Below are 18,349 nucleotides of genomic sequence, written 5' to 3' on the forward strand. Positions count from 1 at the left end.
CGTGCGCGAGGCGATCGAGGCCCGCCGTGACATGGACATTCTCCGGCAGGCGATCGAACGGGAGCCAGCAGAACGGCAGGCCATCATCGACCGTCTGAACGGCCCGAGATGACTCAGCTTCCGTGCACCACCCGGTGGTGGATGAACGCGTCCTGGAGCGGGAAGCCGCAGAGCGGGACCAACTGCTCCGAGAGTTGGGCCGCCCGCAGGGGCCGACACGTCAACAACGACGACTCACGAGCCCCGGCCTGTCGGTAGTGGAGTCGGCAGGGAGTCGCCCGGTTGACCTCGATCGAGCGAGAGGCGACGATGAGCGGCGCCGCCGACCGGTCCATCCGGGCCACCGGTCACGAATGCTGCGCGACAGCGCACGAGTTGAGGTGAAACGGAACCGTGACGCTCGACAGTTTCAGCGACCGCCACCATGGCCGAGCCGTCTTCGCAACGATGACCCCCGATGACCGGGCGGCGATCGGCGCCGTGCGCGACGACCTCCGTGCCGCGGGCTATGACGAGGCCGGGGTCCGGGCGGTGCTGGGGATGCCGGTGCTCGACCTCCAACCCGCGGCCTTCCACCACCTCGACAGGCATGTCCTCGGGGTGGACCCGCTCGCGGCCGCGGTCAGGCTCTTCCTGCTCGACAGGGCCGTGGACGAGCGGGCCGTCAGGACACTCCTGAGCGAACCCTCCCTGGACGTGCTGCTCTTGCTGGGAGTGCTGGGTGAGACCGACGGCCGCTTCCGCTCTCAGGTCCACATCACATGCGCGCACGACCTCCTCCTTGCGACCGACACGGGCCGCTACTCCGACTGGTGGGCCGGCGCCGACGATCTCGGTGACCGTGTCATGTACATCGGTTACGACAGTGCCGGGCTGGCCAACGTCGCGCCTCGGAGCAGGGCAGGGCGGACGCTGGACCTCTGCTCGGGGAGCGGCATTCAGTCACTGGTCGCGAGCCGTTACAGCGACGAGGTCGTGGGCGTTGACATCAACCCCCGGGCGATCCGCTTCGCCCGGTTCAACGCCGCCCTCAACGGCATTGAGAACACGACCTTCGTCCTCGGGGACCTGCTCGAACCCGTCTCGGACCGTGAGTTCGACCGCATCGTCGCCAACCCCCCGTTCGTTCCGGAGGTTCCCGAGGGCGCTCACCTGCTCTACCGGGACGGTGGACCGGACGGGGAACGGCTGCTCGCGCAGATCGTGTCCGGGGCCGGCCAGATCCTGGCACCCGGCGGGCTGATGTCGATCACGACCGACCTGTTCAACCTCGAAGACCTGCCCCGAAGGATCGGGGAGTGGCTCGGCGCCAAGGACGGTTTCGACGTCCTGGTCCTCGTCGAGCGTCAGTTCCCGGTCTGGGCCTACGCGGACACCCATGCGTCACACGCCTTGACGGCCAGGGAGCGGACGGAGTACGCCGTGCGCATGGTGGACGCCCTGGGTGACGTCGGGATCAGCACTGTCCACACGGGGTACATCGTCGTGCGCAGGCAGCCCGGCGGCGGTCCGCGCCAGGGAACCGTCCAGACCGTCAGCCTCGCCAGCCCCGTGACGCGGCCGGCGGGCGCCCACGTAGCGGACCACTTCCGGTTCCTCGACCGTGACCTGGACGGACATACCGATGGCGTCCTGCGGCCGAATCCCGCCGTTCGCCTCGTGACCTCGGCGCCGCCCGGTGGTTCGGAAACTCACCGACTCGTCGCGCCCGAGGACGACTACGTGGCCGACATGGACATCAGCGACCTGGCGAGGAAGCTGTGGCAGGCGACGGTCACCAGCGACGTGCACTGGTCCGTCATCCGGGGCAGTGCGCTCGAGGCCGTCGCCCGGGAGCTCGTACGACAAGGAGCCCTCACCTTGGACGACCTGCCCCCGGCCGCGGCCTGATACGGACCCGACGTACTTCCGTTACTTGCTCAAATCGCTTGACTGAAAGGCGACGTGACCCGTGATCGTGCCCTTGTTCACGCCCTGAGCCGCTGCTATACAAGATCCCCGAGTCGCTCAACAGAGCGACTCGGAAGGCGACAGAAAGGGAAGCACCATGAGTGACGAGCAGAAGTCGCACAGCGGCGAGAAGGGCAAGAACAAGATCATCCGTGCGGCTGCCACGGCTGCCGCGACCGCCGCTGTCGCCGCCGCGGTGGCGGCGACGGGTGGCACGGCCGCGGCCGCGAGCACCGACGCGCAGGACGGCCGGTCCGCCTTCACGGTCCAGCAGCTCGACGAGATGCTGGCCTCCGCGGACCTCGAGAACACGGACAACGTCCGTGTCGTGAAGGCCCTCGAGATCGCGCCTGGCTCCATCGCCGCAGTGCAGTACGACCGCTGATCATGACTGTCCGGATCGAGGACCTCCTACCTCGCACCGTCCGGGAAGTCCTCGACCGGCAGGACCAGGACTGGACGACACGCTTCCCGCACGCCTCCGGCGACGCGTCGGTTCTCTACCTCGCGAGCTGCGGGACGACCGACATCACTCAGCCCTACCACAGCCTCTCCTACCTCGCCGGTGCGCTGGACGAGTCGGGGCACTCCTATGTGGTGCGGGATCTCGCCATCGAGTTCTGGCACTACATGATGTCGCCGCCGGTCGTCGCGCAGCTGCGTGACGTCTGTGTCCGGCGATACGAAGCGGAGCCCGAGGAGGACTCGCTCCTTCCCTTCTTCATCGACACGCTCGATGACGGCCGGCGCTTCCAGCAGGCGTTCGCGACCCTGCGTGACGAGAAGGCCTTCTACGAACTCCCGGCGTATCTCGATGCCGTTCGCGAACTCAGCCTGCTGCCACGGCTGTTGACGCTGCTGTCCCGGACCTCGGTCTACCGGACCTTCAGCAGCGCCTCGCCTCCCGGCATGGAGCGCGACCGCATCAACCTCGTGACCCTGCGCCGAGAGATCGAGGCAGGATTCGGCATCGACGTCGTCGACGCCTTCTACGACCACCACGCCGACCGGATCGCGGCCATGCGCCCCGGCCTGGTGGGTCTGACGATCCCGTTCATCTCCCAGCTCGAACACACCATGGCCCTCGCGTCCCGTCTGAAGCGGCGCGGTGTCCCGGTGGCCATCGGCGGACCGATTGCCGCCAAGTTCTACAAGTACATCGACGACATCACCGAGTTGAAGGCGCTCGATTTCGCCGTCGACTACCTGGTCACCGGTGAGGGCGAGACGCTCATCAAGCGGCTGGCGGACCACTGCCAGCGAGGGGCCGAACTGGGCGAGGTCGACAATCTCGTCCACGTCCGGGACCCCCGCCCGCTGAAGCGGTACTTCTTCGAGAACGTCAACGCCCTGCCGTCCCCGAACTACGGCGTGTGGGACTACGCCCTCTACGCCTCGCCGAAGCCCGGCGCGCTCTACTCGCCGACCCGCGGGTGCTACTGGAACAAGTGCTCGTTCTGCGACTACGGGCTCGCGATGAACGCGCCGACCTCGCCGTGGCGCACCCGTACGCCGGAACGGGTCATCGAGGACCTGCAGCTCGCCTCCAAGTACTCCGAGCACTTCTTCTTCGCCGTTGACGTGCTGTCACCGGCCTACGCCCTGAAGATCTCCGAGGCGCTCATCGAGAGCGACCTGGACATCAAGTGGAGCGCCGACTTCAGGCTGGAGAAGAGCTACCGCATGGAGAACACCGCGGTGTTCGCCCGTGCCGGGTGCCTCGGCGCGGCGTTCGGGATGGAGAGCACCGACCAGGAGGTCCTCGACCTCATCAACAAGGGCACGGAGGTCCAGCGTCTGGAGACGCTGGTCAGCTCGTTTGCGGACGCCGGCATCCCCGTCCAGCTGATGGGCTTCCTCGGACATCCGGGGGAGACCCGCCGCCAGGCCCAGCTGACCCTGGACACCGCGGAGGCGCTGCTCGAATCCGCCGCGACGGTCGCCCTGGGGAAGTTCGGGCTGACACCGGGCGCGGACATCGCCCTCAAGCCCGACCACTACGGGATCGACATCCACTACGACCCCTCCGGTGACCCGGCGATCCCGTGGGAGCTGGACTGGAGCCACCGCGAACCGGTCGACGCCTACGACGAGGACGACTTCGATCACCAGCTCCGCCTGGTCAGGGGCTTCCCGTACCCGTTCCTCGGCGCCACCTGCACTCTGCACAGCCTGCTGTACTTCGAGAAGCGTCCCCGGGCGCCATTCCCCATCCCGCAGTGGGGTTACGCGGAGACCTGGGAGGCGTTCGACATCATCCCGTTCTACCACTCCCACACCGACGACAAGGGAACCACGCTCTTGAGCGGACTCACCGGGCGCGCCGTCGTCCTCGACGGCGAACGGGCGAAGCTCTTCGCGACCCTGTTCGACCGCGGTGGATGGCTGCGGATCGACGCGCGGGACGGCCTCTCCCCGCAGGTACGGATCCTGCTCGACTTCCTCATCAAGAACGCCTTGGCGATGTTCCTGCCGGCGGAGAAGACCACATGACACAGCCCAAGCTTCTGGTCGTCGTTCCGCCGCAGGCGGTGAGCATGCTCAACGGTCCGCCGCTGGCCCCTGTCCTGCTCGACTACGCGCTGTCGCCCCACGGGGTGGACGTCGAGTTCTTCGACGGCAACCTGAGTTTCTTCGACTGGCTGCAGAGCGATGTCGTACGGGCGGCCGTCACCGCCCGGCTCAAGGCGCTCACCGCCGAGGAACTCTCGCAGGACGTGCTGGAGTCGGGGGACCTCACCCGGATCGGCCGGTATCTGTCGTTCCTGGAGAGCGACTACTGCCGTGGCGCGGCGATCAGTGGCGCCCGGGCGGGGATCGACTGGAACGCCGTCCACGAACTCCTCGTCAACCCCCGGGCCGAGGTGCCGGATCCGGACTTCCGTGATCTGTGGCTCACCCGCGCCATGGACGTGCTCTGCCAGGAGATCCTGCGGCGCGAACCGGACCACATCGCGTTCTCGACCCTGTTCCACACGCAGACCGAGGCGGCGACCGAGCTGTGCGAGAGGCTGCACGGAGCCGGATTCGCCGGGCGGATCGTGTTCGGCGGAGCGGCGATCAAGCTGACGGACGACCTGGACCTCGAACGGCTCATGACCGTCTGCGGCGCCGACCTCGCCTACAAGTTCAGCGTCTACGGGGAGTTCCCCAGCCTGGCGGCGTACCTGCGAGGCGAGTGCCGGGCCGACGAGGTGGCGAACGCGACCTACCTCGACGAGAAGGGCGGACTGCGCCATGCGAAGGCGAAGGGCGGCACCATCCGCTCCATGGTCCGCGGCCTCTCGTACGACCTGGTGGAGCGCGCGGAATACCTGGACGAGCGCATCTACCCGGTCCTGGTCTCGGAGGGCTGCTACTGGGGGAAGTGCGACTTCTGCGACTACCCCTTCCTCGCCTCCCAGGACCCGTTCAAGGTCAGTGCCTTCTTCCGGCGGGCCGGCGACGTGGTGCACGACATCGGCGAACTCGTCGAGAAGCACGGGGTGTCACGGATCGACCTGATCTCGGATGCCGTGCCGATGGGGTACTTCCGGCTGCTCGCCGACGCCGGCGCGAGACGCACGCGTGAGCTCGGCGCACGACTCGAATGCTCGATCCGCGCCGAACCGAAGGCGCAGGCCCACCACTTCGAGGCCATGGCCGAAAGCGGCGTCGACCTGGTGACGATCGGCGTCGAGTCGCTGGCGGACGAAGTCCTCGAAGGAATGCAGAAGGGCAATACATATACCGACATCCTGCGGTCGATGAGGTTCGCCCGTGAACAGGGCATCAAGGTGAAGGCCAATCTCATCTTCGACCACCCGAGGATGCAGCTGCGCCACGTGGACGAGACCCTGGAGAAGCTGGACGAGATCCTCCAGTACGTCGAATCGCTCGGCGTCCACTCGTTCGGACTCACCCCGCACGCCCCGCTCGCGTTCACCCCCGAGAGCGCCAACCTCGTCGTGCTCAACGGCCGGCGGACCACCAACGACCACGGTGAGCACCATCTCCGGTTCGTGCGGACCGACATGACGCCCGAGCTGGAGACGCGCCTCTCGGACCTGCAGACGGCCGTCGAGGCGGCCGCCTATCAGCTGGAGTACGCGCGCCTCGGCGGCACGAAGACACCGGACCGGCGGAAGATCGTCCGTCTTCCCTACCGGTGGGACGGCGAGCGCGCGGTCAGGGACGCCGCCGCGGACCTGAGCCTCAGCATCCCGGGCGAGTCCGCTCCCTTCTCGTACTTCGTGAAGGGCGGTGCCGATGGGTGAGGCGCCCGACGACCCGGACGGCACCGGACGGGTGGGGTTCGGGGGCGCGCCGGTCGTGCCCCTCGCCGAGCTGACGAGCGGCCCGCTCGCGGCGGCCTGCTTCTTCGGCGTCGATCCCGACCTCTCAAGGAGGTTCGGCGAGAACTCCGACGGAGCCGCCGCCTTCGTCCGGCGCTCGTCCGCCCGGATGCGGCCCTGGACCCGCCGGTACCGCCCCTCGGCCGTCGACGTGGGCGTCCTCTCCGGGGACGTGGGCGACGTGGTCCGCGGAATCTCCGAGGTCTCGACGGCGGTCTTCGAGGCGGGGCATGTCCCCGTTGTCGTCGGAGGCGACCACACCGTCAGCTATCCGGTGGCCGTCACCGCGGCCGCGCGGCACGAGGATCTGACCTACGTCTACCTGGACGCCCACCTGGACCTGGGTCTCCATCTCGACGGATCCGGCGAGCTGCACAACGGCAACTTCGTGGCGGCGCTCGCCGCCGGCGGCGCCTTCCGCGAGGTGGTCAACGTGGGCGCGAGGGCCTGGACGACCTACGACGAGGCCTACGATCCCGGCGGCCCCGTCACGGTCGTCCGCGACGTCGACCCGGCGGCGCTGTCCGCGCTGAGGGGGAGGAAGGTGCACGTCAGCCTGGACGTCGACGTACTCGATCCGGTGTACGTGCCGAACACGGGGAGCAAGGAGCCGTTCGGCGCCACCCCGGAGCAGGTCAGATGCGTGATGGCCTGGATCGCGGACAATTGCACCGTCGTGAGCGCCGACGTGTCGGAGATCGTGCCCGATCCCGCCCACTGTGCGACGGCCGAGATCGCGATGCGATGTATCCATGAACTGGTCAAGGAGCGAAAGCGCGATGAATGAGAGGCCGGCGGCCCAAGTGGCCGATGTTGCCGTCGAGTTGCGGCCCCACACGTCGGCGAGCCTCGAACCGCTGCTGCGGTGGAAGAACGACGTCGAGATCCAGCGGCTCAGCGACGACGAGATCCGGACGTACACCCGTGAGCAGGTCGCCGAGACACTGGAACGCTGGATGCGCTCCAGCGACGACATCGTCCACCTCGCGATCGGGCTCGCGGACCGCGCGGAACCCATCGGCTTCCTCCATCTGGCGCTCATCGAACGGGCTCACCGGCGCTGCCGGCTGGGGATCGTCATCGGCGAGAAGGACCTGTGGGGGCGCGGCTACGCGTACCAGGCGGTCGTGCAGGTGGTGAACCATGCCTTCGACGTGCTCGATCTGCACCGGATCACGGCGGAGGTCTTCGCCGACAACCCGCGTTCCGTGCGGCTGTTCGAGCGGGTGGGCTTCGTGAGGGAGGGTGTCATGCGGGAGAACCTCCAGCGGGACGAGGAACGTGTCGACGAGCTGATCCTCGGACTGCTGCGGCACGAGTGGAGCGGGGGAGAGAAGTGACCAGGATCGGGATCAGCGTCTCCGACTTCGTGCCCGCGCTTGGCCACCTCGACGAGACCGTGTACCGGCGGGTCTCATACGTCGAGTACGGCGGCCACCACCCGCCGGCCAACGACGCCGGCATGCGGCGCCTTCTCGACGAGGGGATCGTCGGCGACATGACCCGGCACCTCGTGTCGGTCGAACTGCCCGACGCCCTCGACATCGACAACGAGGCCAGGCTGATCGCGGAGAACCACGTGGGATGCGAGCCGCGCTACATGGTCACCGACTTCGGTTACTGGAGGCTGGGCGGGCGTGGCGAGCGCAACCTCTGGTTCCGCCCCACGTCGCTCGACCGCGAGGTCGCCGGACACGTCGCCCGCAACGTCCAGGGTCTTTCGGCGGAGCTGGGCGCCCCGGTCCACGCCGAGAACCCGTTCAGCCTCACCCATGACGGCGAGCTGAGCCCCCGTGAGTTCATGCAGGAACTTGCCGAGCGCGGCGCGACGCTCTGCTTCGACATCGGGCACTTCTACGCCTGGTGCGTCAACGAGGGACTGGATATGGAGCGGGAGCTGGACCGGGTGCCGTTCGAGGCCGTCCGGGTGGCGCACATCGCCGGACTGAGCGAGGTCCGGTACGGCGACCGGCTGCTGCTGCTCGACAACCACAACGTCCCGCCGCTGCGGGGCTGCCTTGAGGTGCTCCGGACCGTGAAGGAGCGTTGTCCGGAGCTCGGTTGGGTGACTTACGAGGCAGAACTGGCCCCGGCGCAGGTCCAGCACCGCGGTCTCGACGCGATTGAGAGGGTAATGGCATGACCACGTCCGAAGACGTCGCTCGCGAGGTGCCGGAGGCCGACTGTTTCCGGAGTCTGGTCCGGCGGCCCCCGCACGACGAGGCGACGACGGAGTACCTGGCCTGGGCCCGCCTCATGGCACAGGTCGTCGACGACCTCAACCGGTGGGCGCCCAACTTCGCGGTGGCCGTGGCGTCCTCGCTCAGGTCCCTCGACGGGCTGCGGCCCTACTGCGAGTCGGGGGAGTACGAGAGGGCGTACACCGAGCCCCTCGCCCACGCCGTGAACTTCGTGCGCCACTTCGTCGCGCAGGAGCACCCCGAGTGGCTGAAGGACCTCGCCCGCTGCGAGCTGTGGTCCAGCCCCCAGGCGCAGCAGCTGGACGACGTGGAGCGGAAGGCCGTGAAGGAGGCCCTCGGCATCCAGGAGCGAGCGGGCAAGGAGTTCGTGATCGTGGGCCATGACGTCCTGGAGACCCTCCAGCACGTCACCGGCTACCGCGACATGACCTTCGTCCGGTCCGCTCCGCTGATGTGGCTCCTTCGGGTGCCGCCGCTCGACGTGACGCCCGCACCGGAGCCGCGTCCGGGGATCGTCGTCTTCCACCGGCTCGACGACGGCGTCTCCCTGTCCTACGTCCCCGCCGGAGGCGCGCGGTGATCGGCGGCGTCAGCATCGGAGTCGCCGTCGAGGCCGCGTGCGATCAGTACGCCCGCGGAGCGGCCTCGCAGGGCTGGGTCACCGACTTCGTCGAGTACGGCGTCCACACGGCCGTCGGGGTTCCGGACTGGGTCGTCGAGACCCGGCGGGCGCTGGGCTCCGGGCTCACCCTCCACCCGCTCGACCTGAACATGGCCCAGCCGGAACAGGGCACCGGACCCTGGGTGGAGTCGCTGACGTCCCTGGTCAAGGAGCACGAGGTCTCGGCGCTCGTCAGCGACGCGGGCTTCTGGTACCTCGGCCGGCGCGAGGGTACGTGGTTCCGTCCCCCGGACATGAACGTGGCGGCGGCACGGTGCCGGGAGAGCGCCGCCACGCTCGCGGCCGCGTGCGGGGTTCCCTTCCGGGTGGAGAACCCGCCACTGGAGTGGCTTCCGAACTCCCCCTCCCTCTGGTCCTTCCTGGACGAGGCGTCGGACCACGAAGGCGTGCAGATCTGCCTCGACCTCTCGCACGTCCTTCAGTTCGAGCGTAACGTCCACGGACGCAGCCCCGTCCTGCCCCGCTCCTTCCCGTGGGAGCGAGTCGCGGAGATCCACCTCGCCGGCTACGTGAGGGCCGAGTACGGGGGCCGGACCGTGTACCTCGACCAGCACCTCGCCGACATCCCGGCGGAGGAGTACCGCCTCCTGTCCCAGGTCGTCGAACTACGCGGTACGCAGACCCCCTTGGGTATCTGCCTCGAAATGGAACCGCGCGAGCCGGGGGCTTTCGTGGCCGCCGTCGACAACATCCACGCGGCGATCGGCGCGGCGGCCTACTGAGGTTGAACTCGTAGTGGCGGGGCGGTCGATCATCCGGCAGCCGTGATCAGTCCGGTCTCGGTGAGACAGCCGTCGATCAGCTCGGCTCGGTACGGGATCTTCTTGAGCTTGCGCTTCATGACGGGGACGAGGTGGTCGAGGTTGGCGGCGGCGAAATCGACCAGCCCGCGCTTGATCATCGACCAGACGCCTTCCTGCGGGTTGAGCTCAGGGGCGTAACTGGGCAACTGGAACACCGTCAGCCACTCCTGGTTCTCCACGAAGAACAGCGCGAACTCCTCGGCGAGATGGATGTTGAGACTGTCCCAGACCCAGACCGCGGGGGCCTTGAGCTGGTGGTGCGCCACGACGATCAAGTCGCGGTAGTCCTGCCAGACGAGGCTCTTCACCTCGTCCTTCCGTCCTCGGTACACGTGCAACCGGTAGAACAGGCGGGAGCGTTCGCCGCTCTTGTAGCAGACCACGCCGGCCACGGAGACGCGTCCCCGGTTCGCGCCGCGCACCCGTACCACCGGTGTCTGTCCGCGCGGTGCCCACGTGTGTCCCTTCGGCGGCCTCAGTCCCTGTCCTGCTTCGTCCTCGAAGCAGATGTAGGCGCCCTGGGCCGCCGCGGTGGTTTTACGGTCTCCCACACCTCGCTCCGCCACCGCTCGACACTCGCGTCGTCCCGCTCCAGCGCCCGCCTTGCCGGGACCTGCGGGGACCAGCCGTGTCGCCGCATCAGCTTCCACACCCCCTGCACCGTGTACTCCACCAGGAACAGCCGGATGATCAGCGCGCGGATCCGTACCAGGGTCTAGCCCCAATGCCGTGACTCTGTTGGCGATCTTGTGTGGGGTGCTGACAGGTCGTCCGTTCGGCGGTTCGCTGGAGTGGAGCGGGGTGGTTTCGGGGAGAGGGGCGGAGATGTCCTTGCGGGCCAGGAGTTTCCAGCGCATACCGACGCGGACAATGGTGACGGCGTGGGCGGCGTGTCCGAAGGGCACGCCGGCGATGCTGATACGGGACCGGCTGGATGTGGTGTTCGAGGACGGCGAGTTCGCTGACCTGTATCCGAAGGACGGTCGTCCGGGACTGTCACCTGGGCAGTTGGCGCTGGTGTCGGTGCTGCAGTTCGCGGAGAACCTCTCGGACCGCGCGGCCGCGAACGCGGTCCGCACCAGGATCGACTGGAAGTACGCCCTGGGCCTGGAGTTGAACGATCCCGGCTTCGACCACTCGGTGCTGTGCGAGTTCCGGGCCAGGCTGGCCCAGGACGACGCGGCCGACCGGCTGCTGCGAGTGATGCTGCATCGGCTGACCGAGGCCGGGCTGCTTAAATCCGGCGGTCGGCAACGCACGGATGCGACCCATGTGCTTGCGGCGGTGCGCACGCTCAGCCGGCTGGAGCTGGTCGGCGAGAGCCTGCGGGCCGCCCTCGAGCAGCTCGCCCAGGCGGACCCGGACTGGCTGCTGCCGCTGGTCGAGCCGGAGTGGGACAAGCGCTACGGGCGCAAGATCGAGATCGGCAAGGTGCCCGGCGGGAAGGCCGGGGTCACCGCGCTGGCCGAGACCTTCGGCCGGGACGGACACAAGGTCCTGGCCGCCGCGTGGGCGGCCGACGCCCCTCCCCAGCTCCGGGCGTTGGCGCAGGTGGAAATCCTGCGCCAGGTCTGGGTGCACCACTACGTCTGGGATACCCGCGGGCGGCTGCGCTGGCGCGACGGACACGCGCTGCCTCCGGCATCGCTGCGGTTCGACTCCCCGTACGACACCGACGCGCACTACTGCGTCAAACGTGACACCGCCTGGTCCGGCTACCGCACTCACTTCACCGAGACGTGCACGTCAGACCTGCCGGAGGTGGTCGTGCATGTGGCCACCACGATCGCCCCGGTCCAGGACGGCGAACTCACCGCCCAGATCCACGACGATCTGGCCCAGGTCGGCCTCATCCCGGCCGAGCACGCCGTCGACGCCGCCTACATCAGCCCCGCGCAGATTGAACGCGCTCACCGGGTACACAGCATCACCCTGCTCGGCCCGGTCGTGCCCGACCACAGCCACCAGGCCAAAAGCGGGGCCGGCTTCGACAAGGCCGCCTTCGCCATCGACTGGGACCGCTGCCAGGCCACCTGCCCCCAGGGCACCGTCAGCCGCGAGTGGCGTCCCCTGCACATCAGCGGCCACAACTACATCCAGGTCAAGTTCGACAAGGCCACCTGCCTGGCCTGCCCCGTCCGACCCCAGTGCACCAAGGCGGTCAGTGGTCCGCGCTCGCTCGCACTGCTGCCCACCCGCGAACTGCACGAGATCCAGCAGCGCAACCGCCTCGACCAGCGCACCGAAGACTGGCAGCGCCGCTACGCGATCCGCGCCGGCATCGAAGCCACCCTCTCCCAGAACGTCCGCACCTGCGGCCTGCGCCGGACACGCTACCGAGGCCTGCCCAAGACGCACGTCCAGCACGTACTGACCGGCCTGGCCTGCAACGTCACCCGCATCACCGACTGGATCGCCGACCCTACGCGCCCCCGGCGAGCACCCAGCCACTTCCACGCCCTCTGCACCGCCGTCACCTGACCCCCACAAGATCACCAACAGAGTCATGCCGTTGCTTTTGCCGTGGGCGTAGGCTGGTTGGCAGTGGGTCCCGGGGGTGGTGTGGGTGGCTGCGAGTGCGTCTGACTTATCGGGTCTTGGTCTGTTGACCTGGGTGTATCCGCCGGGGTTGGTGGACCGGGTGGTGGCTGCGTGCGGACGTTTAGAGCAACGTAGGCGACTGTTTCCTGCGCGGTTGGTCGTGTACTTCGTATTAGGGCGCGTATCGAGTCGTGATCAATGGGTGGTCCGGGTGAGGTCTTTGATCCAGATCATCGAGGCGCGCAGGTGGAGGCCGGCGAGGTAGCTGTCCGGTGTCTTGTCGTAGCGGGTGGCGATGCCTCGCCAGGCCTTGAGCTTGTTGATCAGGCGTTCGACGGTGTTCCGCTCTTTGTAGAGGTCCGCGTCGTGACTGACGGGCCGGCCGCCCCTGCTGCCCTTCTTCGTCCGATTGGCGGCCTGGTCCTTCTTCTCCGGGATGACTGCCTTGATGTGGCGTTTCCGCAGGTGGGCCCGGTTACCGCGGGACGAGTAGGCCTTGTCCCCGGCGACCGCGTCCGGCCGGGTGCGGGGGCGGCCGACGGGCCCGCGGACCCGTATCTTCCCCAGCACGGGGATGAACTGCGGGCTGTCGGCGGCCTGTCCCGCGGTCAGGACGAACGCCAGCGGGCGGCACTTGCGGTCGGCGGCAAGGTGGACCTTGCTGGTCTGCCCACCTCTGGAGCGTCCGAGGAGGGCGGCCTTCAGTCGGAGTTTTCGGCGACGCCGGATGCGTCGTCGCTCTTCCCGCTCGGGATCGGATTCTGTGTCCGGCCCGGTTTGTTCTTCGAGGCCGCCCCCTTTGATCTGGCCTTCTCCTCCTCGGCGGCGGCCTTCTCCAGCGCGGCGACGACGTCCTGTTCCAGATGCATCCCGGCAGCGTCGTGGTGAGCCCGCGCGGTGGTGGAGTCGACGCTGACCAGGGACAGGTCTACCTCGCCCCGCTTCGCGGCTTCCGCGATCAGGCCCTCCAGCAGGGCCTCGAAGACCCCCGCGTCACGCCACTGCCGGAAGCGGTTGTGGACGGTCGACCAGGCACCGAACTCCTTCGGCATCTCCCGCCACTGCCCGCCCGTCTTGAACCGCCAGATCACGCCCTCGAACTGCTGCCGAAGCCGCTCGGGATACGGGCCGTACTCGCCGATGGGCAGGTACGGCTCGATGAACTCCCAATCCGTGTCCGCCAGTTGCACTCGCGTCATGCAAGAACATCTACCGGTCCAGGCGCCGCCGCGAGGGCGAATCCCGCAGATTGATCACGACTCGATACGCACCCTAGGGCTGGCGCTGTTCTCGCCTGCTCCCTATCTCGAGGTCATGCGGCATCTGGTCGCGGGTCTGCGGGGGCTGGGACTGCTGGGTAAATGGCACGTTCCGGCGAAGTCTTCGCTGTTCAGAGCCCGGCAACGGCTCGGCTTCGAACCGCTCCAGGTGCTGTTCGCGGCGACCGCAAAGCCGATGGCCAACGAGTCGACGCCTGGCGCATTCTGGCGGGGCCTGCGGCTGCTGGCCGTCGACGGGACCTGCTGGGACGTCGCCGATACCGAAGCCAACCAGGCCGCCTTCGGCCGTCCCGGCAACGGCCGCGGAACCAGGCGCAGTGCATTCGTCCAGGTGCGGATGGCGGCCCTGGTGGAAGTAGGCAGCCATGCGGTGCTGGACGCGGAACTCGCCGGCTGCCGGACCGGTGAAGTCACCCTCGTCGGCCGCCTGCCCCGGTCCTGCGACGCGGGCCAGCTGGTCCTGGCCGACCGCGGGTTCCTCGGCGTCCCGCTGTGGCGAGCCTTCACCGCCACCGGGGCTGACCTGCTGTGGCGGGTGACTCAGCTTCCGTGCACCACAGGTGTTGCACCCGATATGATCACCTCGACCGCCTCTGAGCTGCGTTGATTCCTCCCGCACGCTCGCGGAGCCCCGGAGAAGCGTCGGAGACTTCGACTGCTCGGGCGACGACATTCAACGTGACTGGGTGGCGCGCACCCACAGCTGGTCGACGGTGGAGCGGGTCCAGGTGCACTCAATGACCATGAGTCGGATGGGGGCATTGACCTTATGCCCATCGCTCATGGACGCTTCCCGCACGCTCGTCTCCTGCAGGTCCTCAGCCAGCGCGCGCATCTCTCCTCGTCCGGGCTCCCAGGTCCACGATCCCGAGTTGATCATGAAATGTCCGTTTGTCCATCGGGTCATCTGTGAACTCTTCACGTAGCACCCGATCTTGATCTGCCTCCCGTCGACGAGGCTTCTTGCGAGCCGTCGCTGGCCCCAGTGGAAGAGCCGAAGGGCCAGGATTCCGCCAAGCGAAACCTCCAAAATGAGCAACTTCAGCGAATCCATGCGCGCATTCAAGCAGACAACCTTGGTTGTCAGGTCGTCCGTACGGCGATTACCGCAGCCGTGACCTGCAGTTACAGGTGTGATGATCTTGTAGAGGCTGGTGTGATCGCGGCATCGGAGCCGTCTTGGACGGCGCTGTTCACCGGCCTGAGTCCACGCCGTCTCATGGATCAGTTCCACATGATCGCTCTGGATATGCCTCCGGAGGCCGACCTTGCGAGGGTTCAACGGCTCCTGGACCATGGCGAGTCCAGGGGTGGTGAGAGTTCGAGGGGGATGCGTAACCCGCGCGTGTAGGGCAACTCGGAAGTCGGCCTGACATCCGCAGCTGACTGTGAGGATGTCGATGGCGCTTTCTCTACGGGTTCACGGCTCACCGCTCCGCTCGTCGCGCGCTCCCCGGCTCACCGCCGGGGCCCTGCGCTCCTGTTTCCGCCCCGCACTGGGCCCCGGCTACGCCGGTCGCGCAACTAGAGCGAGACAACCTGGACGAGGTGGCTACGCTCACGAGTTCCGACAGGAGCGGCGGATGCGGCATTCGGCAGCTGGAGCATCCCGATGGTGCCGCTGTCGCCGAAATCACAACGGTGGGTCTAGCCGTCCACAGCAGGAGTGGCCATGATCGGGAACATGGACGAGGGGGGTTCGATGCTGCACGTCATTTCGCTGGTCGCCCTGGGGGTCGCCGTGGTGCTCTACGCTGCGGCGGGTGTCCTGGCCCTCACAACCGGCCGGGCCGTGCCGTGGCAGCGGGGGTACATCCTGCGGCCCCGGCTGTGGGGCTCCGGAGCCCTGGCGTTCGGCGCGGGGATGGCGCTGACCCAGTACGCCGGCACGGTGCACGACCTCACCACCTCCGACGCCCTCTTCGCCTGCAGCATGCTCATGCTGATCTGCGGTGGGATCCTGCAGTACGTCGGCCAGCGCGTCGGCCGCCTTCGCAAATGACAGCTGCACGGCACTCACCCTCCTGAAGGACACCGGATACCACCTGGTAGCTCGGTGGCGACGCACTCCGGGCCGACGCGCCGAGAGCTGTCGTTACTCGTGAATAAAGACAACGAGGGACACGGAAGGCACAAGACATGCCTCCGGCGGGGGCGCTCAGACTCCGGGATGGACGGGGCGCCGTTCGCGAGTGCCGGCCGGAGAGTGGCGTACGCGGGGAGCTCCCATCCCGTCTGCCATCGACCCAGGCGGAGCCGAGTAGACGCGGCCCCTGGCGTCCAGGTCGTACGTACAGAGGCGCGCTCCACCTGGACGCCAGGGACCACGCCCGCTCCACGGTGTGTGGGTCGACGGCACCCGGGATGGGAGCTGGGGAGAGTGGTGGCTTGAGGTGAGAAACAGAGCCAGGGTTACTGCAAGTCTGCCGCGCTCCGAGCATCAAGGTCTGAGAAGAAGCGGTCCACGATCTCACTGGTGACGGCACTGTCAATCGGCTCGCCGAGCACCCGACCGGCCAACTCTATGGCCAACGACACGACGTCCCCCCGTAGCTCTGTCTCCGCTATGACGCGGTCGGCCTCGAACCGCGCCTGAGCTTCCGTAATCATCACCTCGCGTTCCCGCAGGCCCTCAGTGCGAATCTCGGCGATCAGTCGCGTGCCCTGCTCCAAAGCCTCCTGACGCAGGTGAGCCGACTCGTGTCGGGCCTCAGCCAGCTCCTCGCGATACCCGGCGAGGACTTCACCCGCCTCCATCGTCAACTGTTCAGCACGTTCCACCTGGCCCTCGATAGCGTCCTTCCGCTCATCGAGGACCTTGTTGACGCGCGGCAAGAGAACCTTGGCCATAGAGACGAAGACCACCGCGAAGGTCACCACACACACGACTGTCGGCGCGAGCCCAGGTATCAGAATGCCCATGCCAAGATCGTATGGGAGTCACCTGCACGTTGAGGAGCACTTCAAGTAAGAGCTCTCTCCAATCTGGTGGGCATCAGATAACTGACGGCCTATGTGCCCGTTGCGTGCCCGTTCCGGCGGGACGCAGCGGGGACTCACGGGGAACAGCGGCGCCGATCGATCTCCGGCCCAGGTCAGTGCCTTGCCAGGTCAGCCGTCATCCGCATACGGCGTCTTCCGAACTGGTGAAGCAGGGAAGTTAGCAGTTGAGACGTGTCGCGGATTGCCCGTACTTCATCCCGAAGGAGTACATCACCGAATCACGGGTGTCGCGTCCGGTGAACTTGATGCCATTGAGACGGCGCTCGACTTGGGCCAAGCGGATAGCACAGCTGCCGTATAGAGTCGACAACTCCACGACGTTTCCGGATTCGAGGCTCTCGGCGAGCACGATGACAGTCATCCGCCTCTTAGTTTCCCTCGCGCTCGTTCAGTTGCGGTTGTACAGCAGCGGAGTACAGCAACCACGGCCGTCCGTAGTCAACCGGTATCGGCCCCAGGCGCCCAAGTGACCGGCTCAGCAGACCTCGGCGACCAGCGCGAGCATAGTTCGCATCGAGAGGGTCAGTCCGTGCCACAGGCGTGCCAGGAGCGGGGACTCACGGGGAGCCGCGGTTGCCAGCGGAGGTGAGGTGTTGTTGGCGCAGGAGCTGGCGTTACCCAGGTCAACGCCCAACTCACCCCACCACACTCCTAAAGCGGGGTCGCAGTTCGGATACTCCTCCGGTCGAGATCAACGCCGGACGGCGTCGCTCATCCCTTCCTCGGGCGTATCAAGGGCACAGGCGCCAGTCGCGCCACGGAGGAGACCAGCCCTGGAATGAGGAACCACGCCGGCAGATTCTCCGCCGGCATTCGCCGAAGAGGGCCGCCACGGACAGCATCAGCTGCGCCGCTGCCACGAAGCAGCCGAGCGTCCGGTTCGGAGGCAGCCAGGGCAGCGCCGCCCAAGCGACGGGCAGCAGTTGTGAACTGGCCCTGCATGACAGTCCGGCCGAGCTCAGAAGATCCTCAAGCTTTACAGCCCTGGATACCGCGAGCCCGAAGAGCATGTCATGGTCATCCCACGCTGAATGGATGAGCAGCCACAGAGGGGGATCCTTGATCGAGCTTGGCGTCATGTTCGGACTCATGGGTGTGACGGCGGTTGCCCTGATCGTCAAGCTGCTGCGGCGCAACCGCACAGAGAACGTCGACGGACTCCTCATCGAGCAAACGAGCCGGGCACAGGCGCACAACGACCGAGTTACCTACAGCTCCGCCGCAGTGCATAACTCTTCACCGACTGTGCGCGACCACTACCGCCCCTAGCTCCGAGACCGTCGGGCTCGTCGGTAGGGAAGGGCCGATCCGTGCCTCTTCGCGCCCGATCAGCCCGGCAGTGAATCAGGCAGTACAGCAGCTCCGTGCCCGATCCTGCCCGACAGGGCGGGGAACCACGGTCAACTACGGGTGCTAAGGCGAGCTCCGCGGTTCTCCTTGGCACCCATTCCCGCTGGTCAACTCGCCGATGGGGAACAAGGCCCGGTGATTCCCAAGCTCAGACCCTCCTGCATCACCTCTCGGGACCGATCGTCAAGTCCTGACTTCGGGCAAG

20 protein-coding genes and 1 pseudogene are annotated in these 18,349 nt (G+C 67.4%); 14 read left to right on the forward strand and 7 right to left on the reverse strand.

The window, feature by feature from the left end; all coding sequences use genetic code 11:
• Nucleotides 1-113: 113 nt before the first annotated feature.
• The gene (locus OHA03_RS39230; protein WP_267008757.1) at nucleotides 114-344 is read right to left on the reverse strand and encodes a hypothetical protein; all 231 of its coding nucleotides are present in this window, start codon (nucleotides 342-344) and stop codon (nucleotides 114-116) included.
• Nucleotides 345-393: 49 nt separating this feature from the next.
• On the opposite strand from OHA03_RS39230, the gene OHA03_RS39235 reads away from it, so the two are divergent.
• From OHA03_RS39235 to OHA03_RS39275, 9 genes are all read left to right on the forward strand, one after another.
• On the forward strand, nucleotides 394-1,890 hold the full coding sequence (locus OHA03_RS39235; RefSeq protein WP_267008758.1) for a methyltransferase: 1,497 nt from the start codon (nucleotides 394-396) through the stop codon (nucleotides 1,888-1,890).
• 157 nt (nucleotides 1,891-2,047) lie between these two features.
• Nucleotides 2,048-2,335 carry a hypothetical protein gene (locus OHA03_RS39240; protein ID WP_267008759.1) on the forward strand — a complete coding sequence of 96 codons (288 nt, stop codon included), beginning with the start codon at nucleotides 2,048-2,050 and terminating at the stop codon, nucleotides 2,333-2,335.
• A 2-nt stretch (nucleotides 2,336-2,337) separates the two neighbouring features.
• Nucleotides 2,338-4,443 (forward strand): radical SAM protein, encoded by a 2,106-nt coding sequence (locus OHA03_RS39245; RefSeq protein ID WP_267008760.1) that lies wholly within the window; start codon nucleotides 2,338-2,340, stop codon nucleotides 4,441-4,443.
• On the forward strand, nucleotides 4,440-6,206 hold the full coding sequence (locus OHA03_RS39250; protein ID WP_267008761.1) for a radical SAM protein: 1,767 nt from the start codon (nucleotides 4,440-4,442) through the stop codon (nucleotides 6,204-6,206). The genes OHA03_RS39245 and OHA03_RS39250 overlap by 4 nt, the downstream gene beginning before the upstream one ends.
• A complete protein-coding gene (locus OHA03_RS39255; RefSeq protein ID WP_267008762.1) occupies nucleotides 6,199-7,071 on the forward strand; it encodes an arginase family protein in 873 nt (290 codons plus the stop codon). The genes OHA03_RS39250 and OHA03_RS39255 overlap by 8 nt, the downstream gene beginning before the upstream one ends.
• The gene (locus OHA03_RS39260; protein ID WP_267008763.1) at nucleotides 7,064-7,624 is read left to right on the forward strand and encodes a GNAT family N-acetyltransferase; all 561 of its coding nucleotides are present in this window, start codon (nucleotides 7,064-7,066) and stop codon (nucleotides 7,622-7,624) included. Before OHA03_RS39255 ends, OHA03_RS39260 begins: the two co-directional genes overlap by 8 nt.
• Nucleotides 7,621-8,427: a DUF692 family multinuclear iron-containing protein gene (locus OHA03_RS39265; RefSeq protein ID WP_267008764.1), complete on the forward strand. Its 807-nt coding sequence runs from the start codon at nucleotides 7,621-7,623 to the stop codon at nucleotides 8,425-8,427. The genes OHA03_RS39260 and OHA03_RS39265 overlap by 4 nt, the downstream gene beginning before the upstream one ends.
• Nucleotides 8,424-9,065: a hypothetical protein gene (locus OHA03_RS39270; protein WP_267008765.1), complete on the forward strand. Its 642-nt coding sequence runs from the start codon at nucleotides 8,424-8,426 to the stop codon at nucleotides 9,063-9,065. The genes OHA03_RS39265 and OHA03_RS39270 overlap by 4 nt, the downstream gene beginning before the upstream one ends.
• Nucleotides 9,062-9,889: a DUF692 family multinuclear iron-containing protein gene (locus OHA03_RS39275; protein WP_267008766.1), complete on the forward strand. Its 828-nt coding sequence runs from the start codon at nucleotides 9,062-9,064 to the stop codon at nucleotides 9,887-9,889. Before OHA03_RS39270 ends, OHA03_RS39275 begins: the two co-directional genes overlap by 4 nt.
• A gap of 29 nt (nucleotides 9,890-9,918) precedes the next feature.
• On the opposite strand, the gene OHA03_RS39280 is transcribed toward OHA03_RS39275, so the two are convergent.
• On the reverse strand, nucleotides 9,919-10,449 hold the full coding sequence (locus OHA03_RS39280) for an LpqB family beta-propeller domain-containing protein (RefSeq protein WP_267009630.1): 531 nt from the start codon (nucleotides 10,447-10,449) through the stop codon (nucleotides 9,919-9,921).
• Nucleotides 10,446-10,682, reverse strand: coding sequence for a winged helix-turn-helix domain-containing protein (locus tag OHA03_RS39285; protein ID WP_323181404.1), 237 nt, complete (start codon nucleotides 10,680-10,682; stop codon nucleotides 10,446-10,448). The genes OHA03_RS39280 and OHA03_RS39285 overlap by 4 nt, the downstream gene beginning before the upstream one ends.
• A 158-nt stretch (nucleotides 10,683-10,840) precedes the next feature.
• Between OHA03_RS39285 and OHA03_RS39290 the strand changes: the two genes are divergently transcribed.
• Together OHA03_RS39290 and OHA03_RS39295 are read left to right on the forward strand one after the other, a co-directional pair.
• Nucleotides 10,841-12,451, forward strand: coding sequence for an IS1182 family transposase (locus tag OHA03_RS39290; RefSeq protein WP_267009632.1), 1,611 nt, complete (start codon nucleotides 10,841-10,843; stop codon nucleotides 12,449-12,451).
• Nucleotides 12,452-12,614: 163 nt separating this feature from the next.
• Entirely contained in the window at nucleotides 12,615-12,776 is a 162-nt protein-coding gene (locus OHA03_RS39295) for a transposase domain-containing protein (protein WP_267009633.1), read from the forward strand.
• Here OHA03_RS39295 and OHA03_RS39300 read toward each other — a convergent pair.
• Nucleotides 12,707-13,710, reverse strand: a pseudogene (locus OHA03_RS39300) (IS5 family transposase). The gene OHA03_RS39295 and the pseudogene OHA03_RS39300 overlap by 70 nt on opposite strands.
• Between OHA03_RS39300 and OHA03_RS39305 the strand changes: the two are divergent.
• Entirely contained in the window at nucleotides 13,709-14,398 is a 690-nt protein-coding gene (locus OHA03_RS39305; protein ID WP_267008767.1) for an IS4 family transposase, read from the forward strand. The pseudogene OHA03_RS39300 and the gene OHA03_RS39305 sit on opposite strands and share 2 nt — an antisense overlap.
• Before the next feature lie 66 nt (nucleotides 14,399-14,464).
• On the opposite strand, the gene OHA03_RS39310 is transcribed toward OHA03_RS39305, so the two are convergent.
• Nucleotides 14,465-15,025, reverse strand: coding sequence for a hypothetical protein (locus tag OHA03_RS39310; RefSeq protein WP_267008768.1), 561 nt, complete (start codon nucleotides 15,023-15,025; stop codon nucleotides 14,465-14,467).
• Between the two features lie 438 nt (nucleotides 15,026-15,463).
• Here OHA03_RS39310 and OHA03_RS39315 point away from each other — a divergent pair, with 438 nt between their 5' ends.
• The gene (locus OHA03_RS39315; RefSeq protein WP_267008769.1) at nucleotides 15,464-15,793 is read left to right on the forward strand and encodes a hypothetical protein; all 330 of its coding nucleotides are present in this window, start codon (nucleotides 15,464-15,466) and stop codon (nucleotides 15,791-15,793) included.
• 410 nt (nucleotides 15,794-16,203) lie between these two features.
• Here the strand turns inward: OHA03_RS39315 and atpF are convergent, their stop codons facing one another.
• Nucleotides 16,204-16,713: a F0F1 ATP synthase subunit B gene (gene atpF, locus OHA03_RS39320; protein ID WP_267008770.1), complete on the reverse strand. Its 510-nt coding sequence runs from the start codon at nucleotides 16,711-16,713 to the stop codon at nucleotides 16,204-16,206.
• Between the two features lie 238 nt (nucleotides 16,714-16,951).
• Nucleotides 16,952-17,155, reverse strand: coding sequence for a hypothetical protein (locus OHA03_RS39325; protein WP_267008771.1), 204 nt, complete (start codon nucleotides 17,153-17,155; stop codon nucleotides 16,952-16,954).
• A gap of 698 nt (nucleotides 17,156-17,853) precedes the next feature.
• On the opposite strand from OHA03_RS39325, the gene OHA03_RS39330 reads away from it, so the two are divergent.
• On the forward strand, nucleotides 17,854-18,063 hold the full coding sequence (locus OHA03_RS39330; protein ID WP_267008772.1) for a hypothetical protein: 210 nt from the start codon (nucleotides 17,854-17,856) through the stop codon (nucleotides 18,061-18,063).
• Nucleotides 18,064-18,349: the final 286 nt, after the last annotated feature.

It is taken from the genome of Streptomyces sp. NBC_00154, assembly GCF_026342835.1.
Taxonomy (GTDB): Bacteria; Actinomycetota; Actinomycetes; order Streptomycetales; family Streptomycetaceae; genus Streptomyces.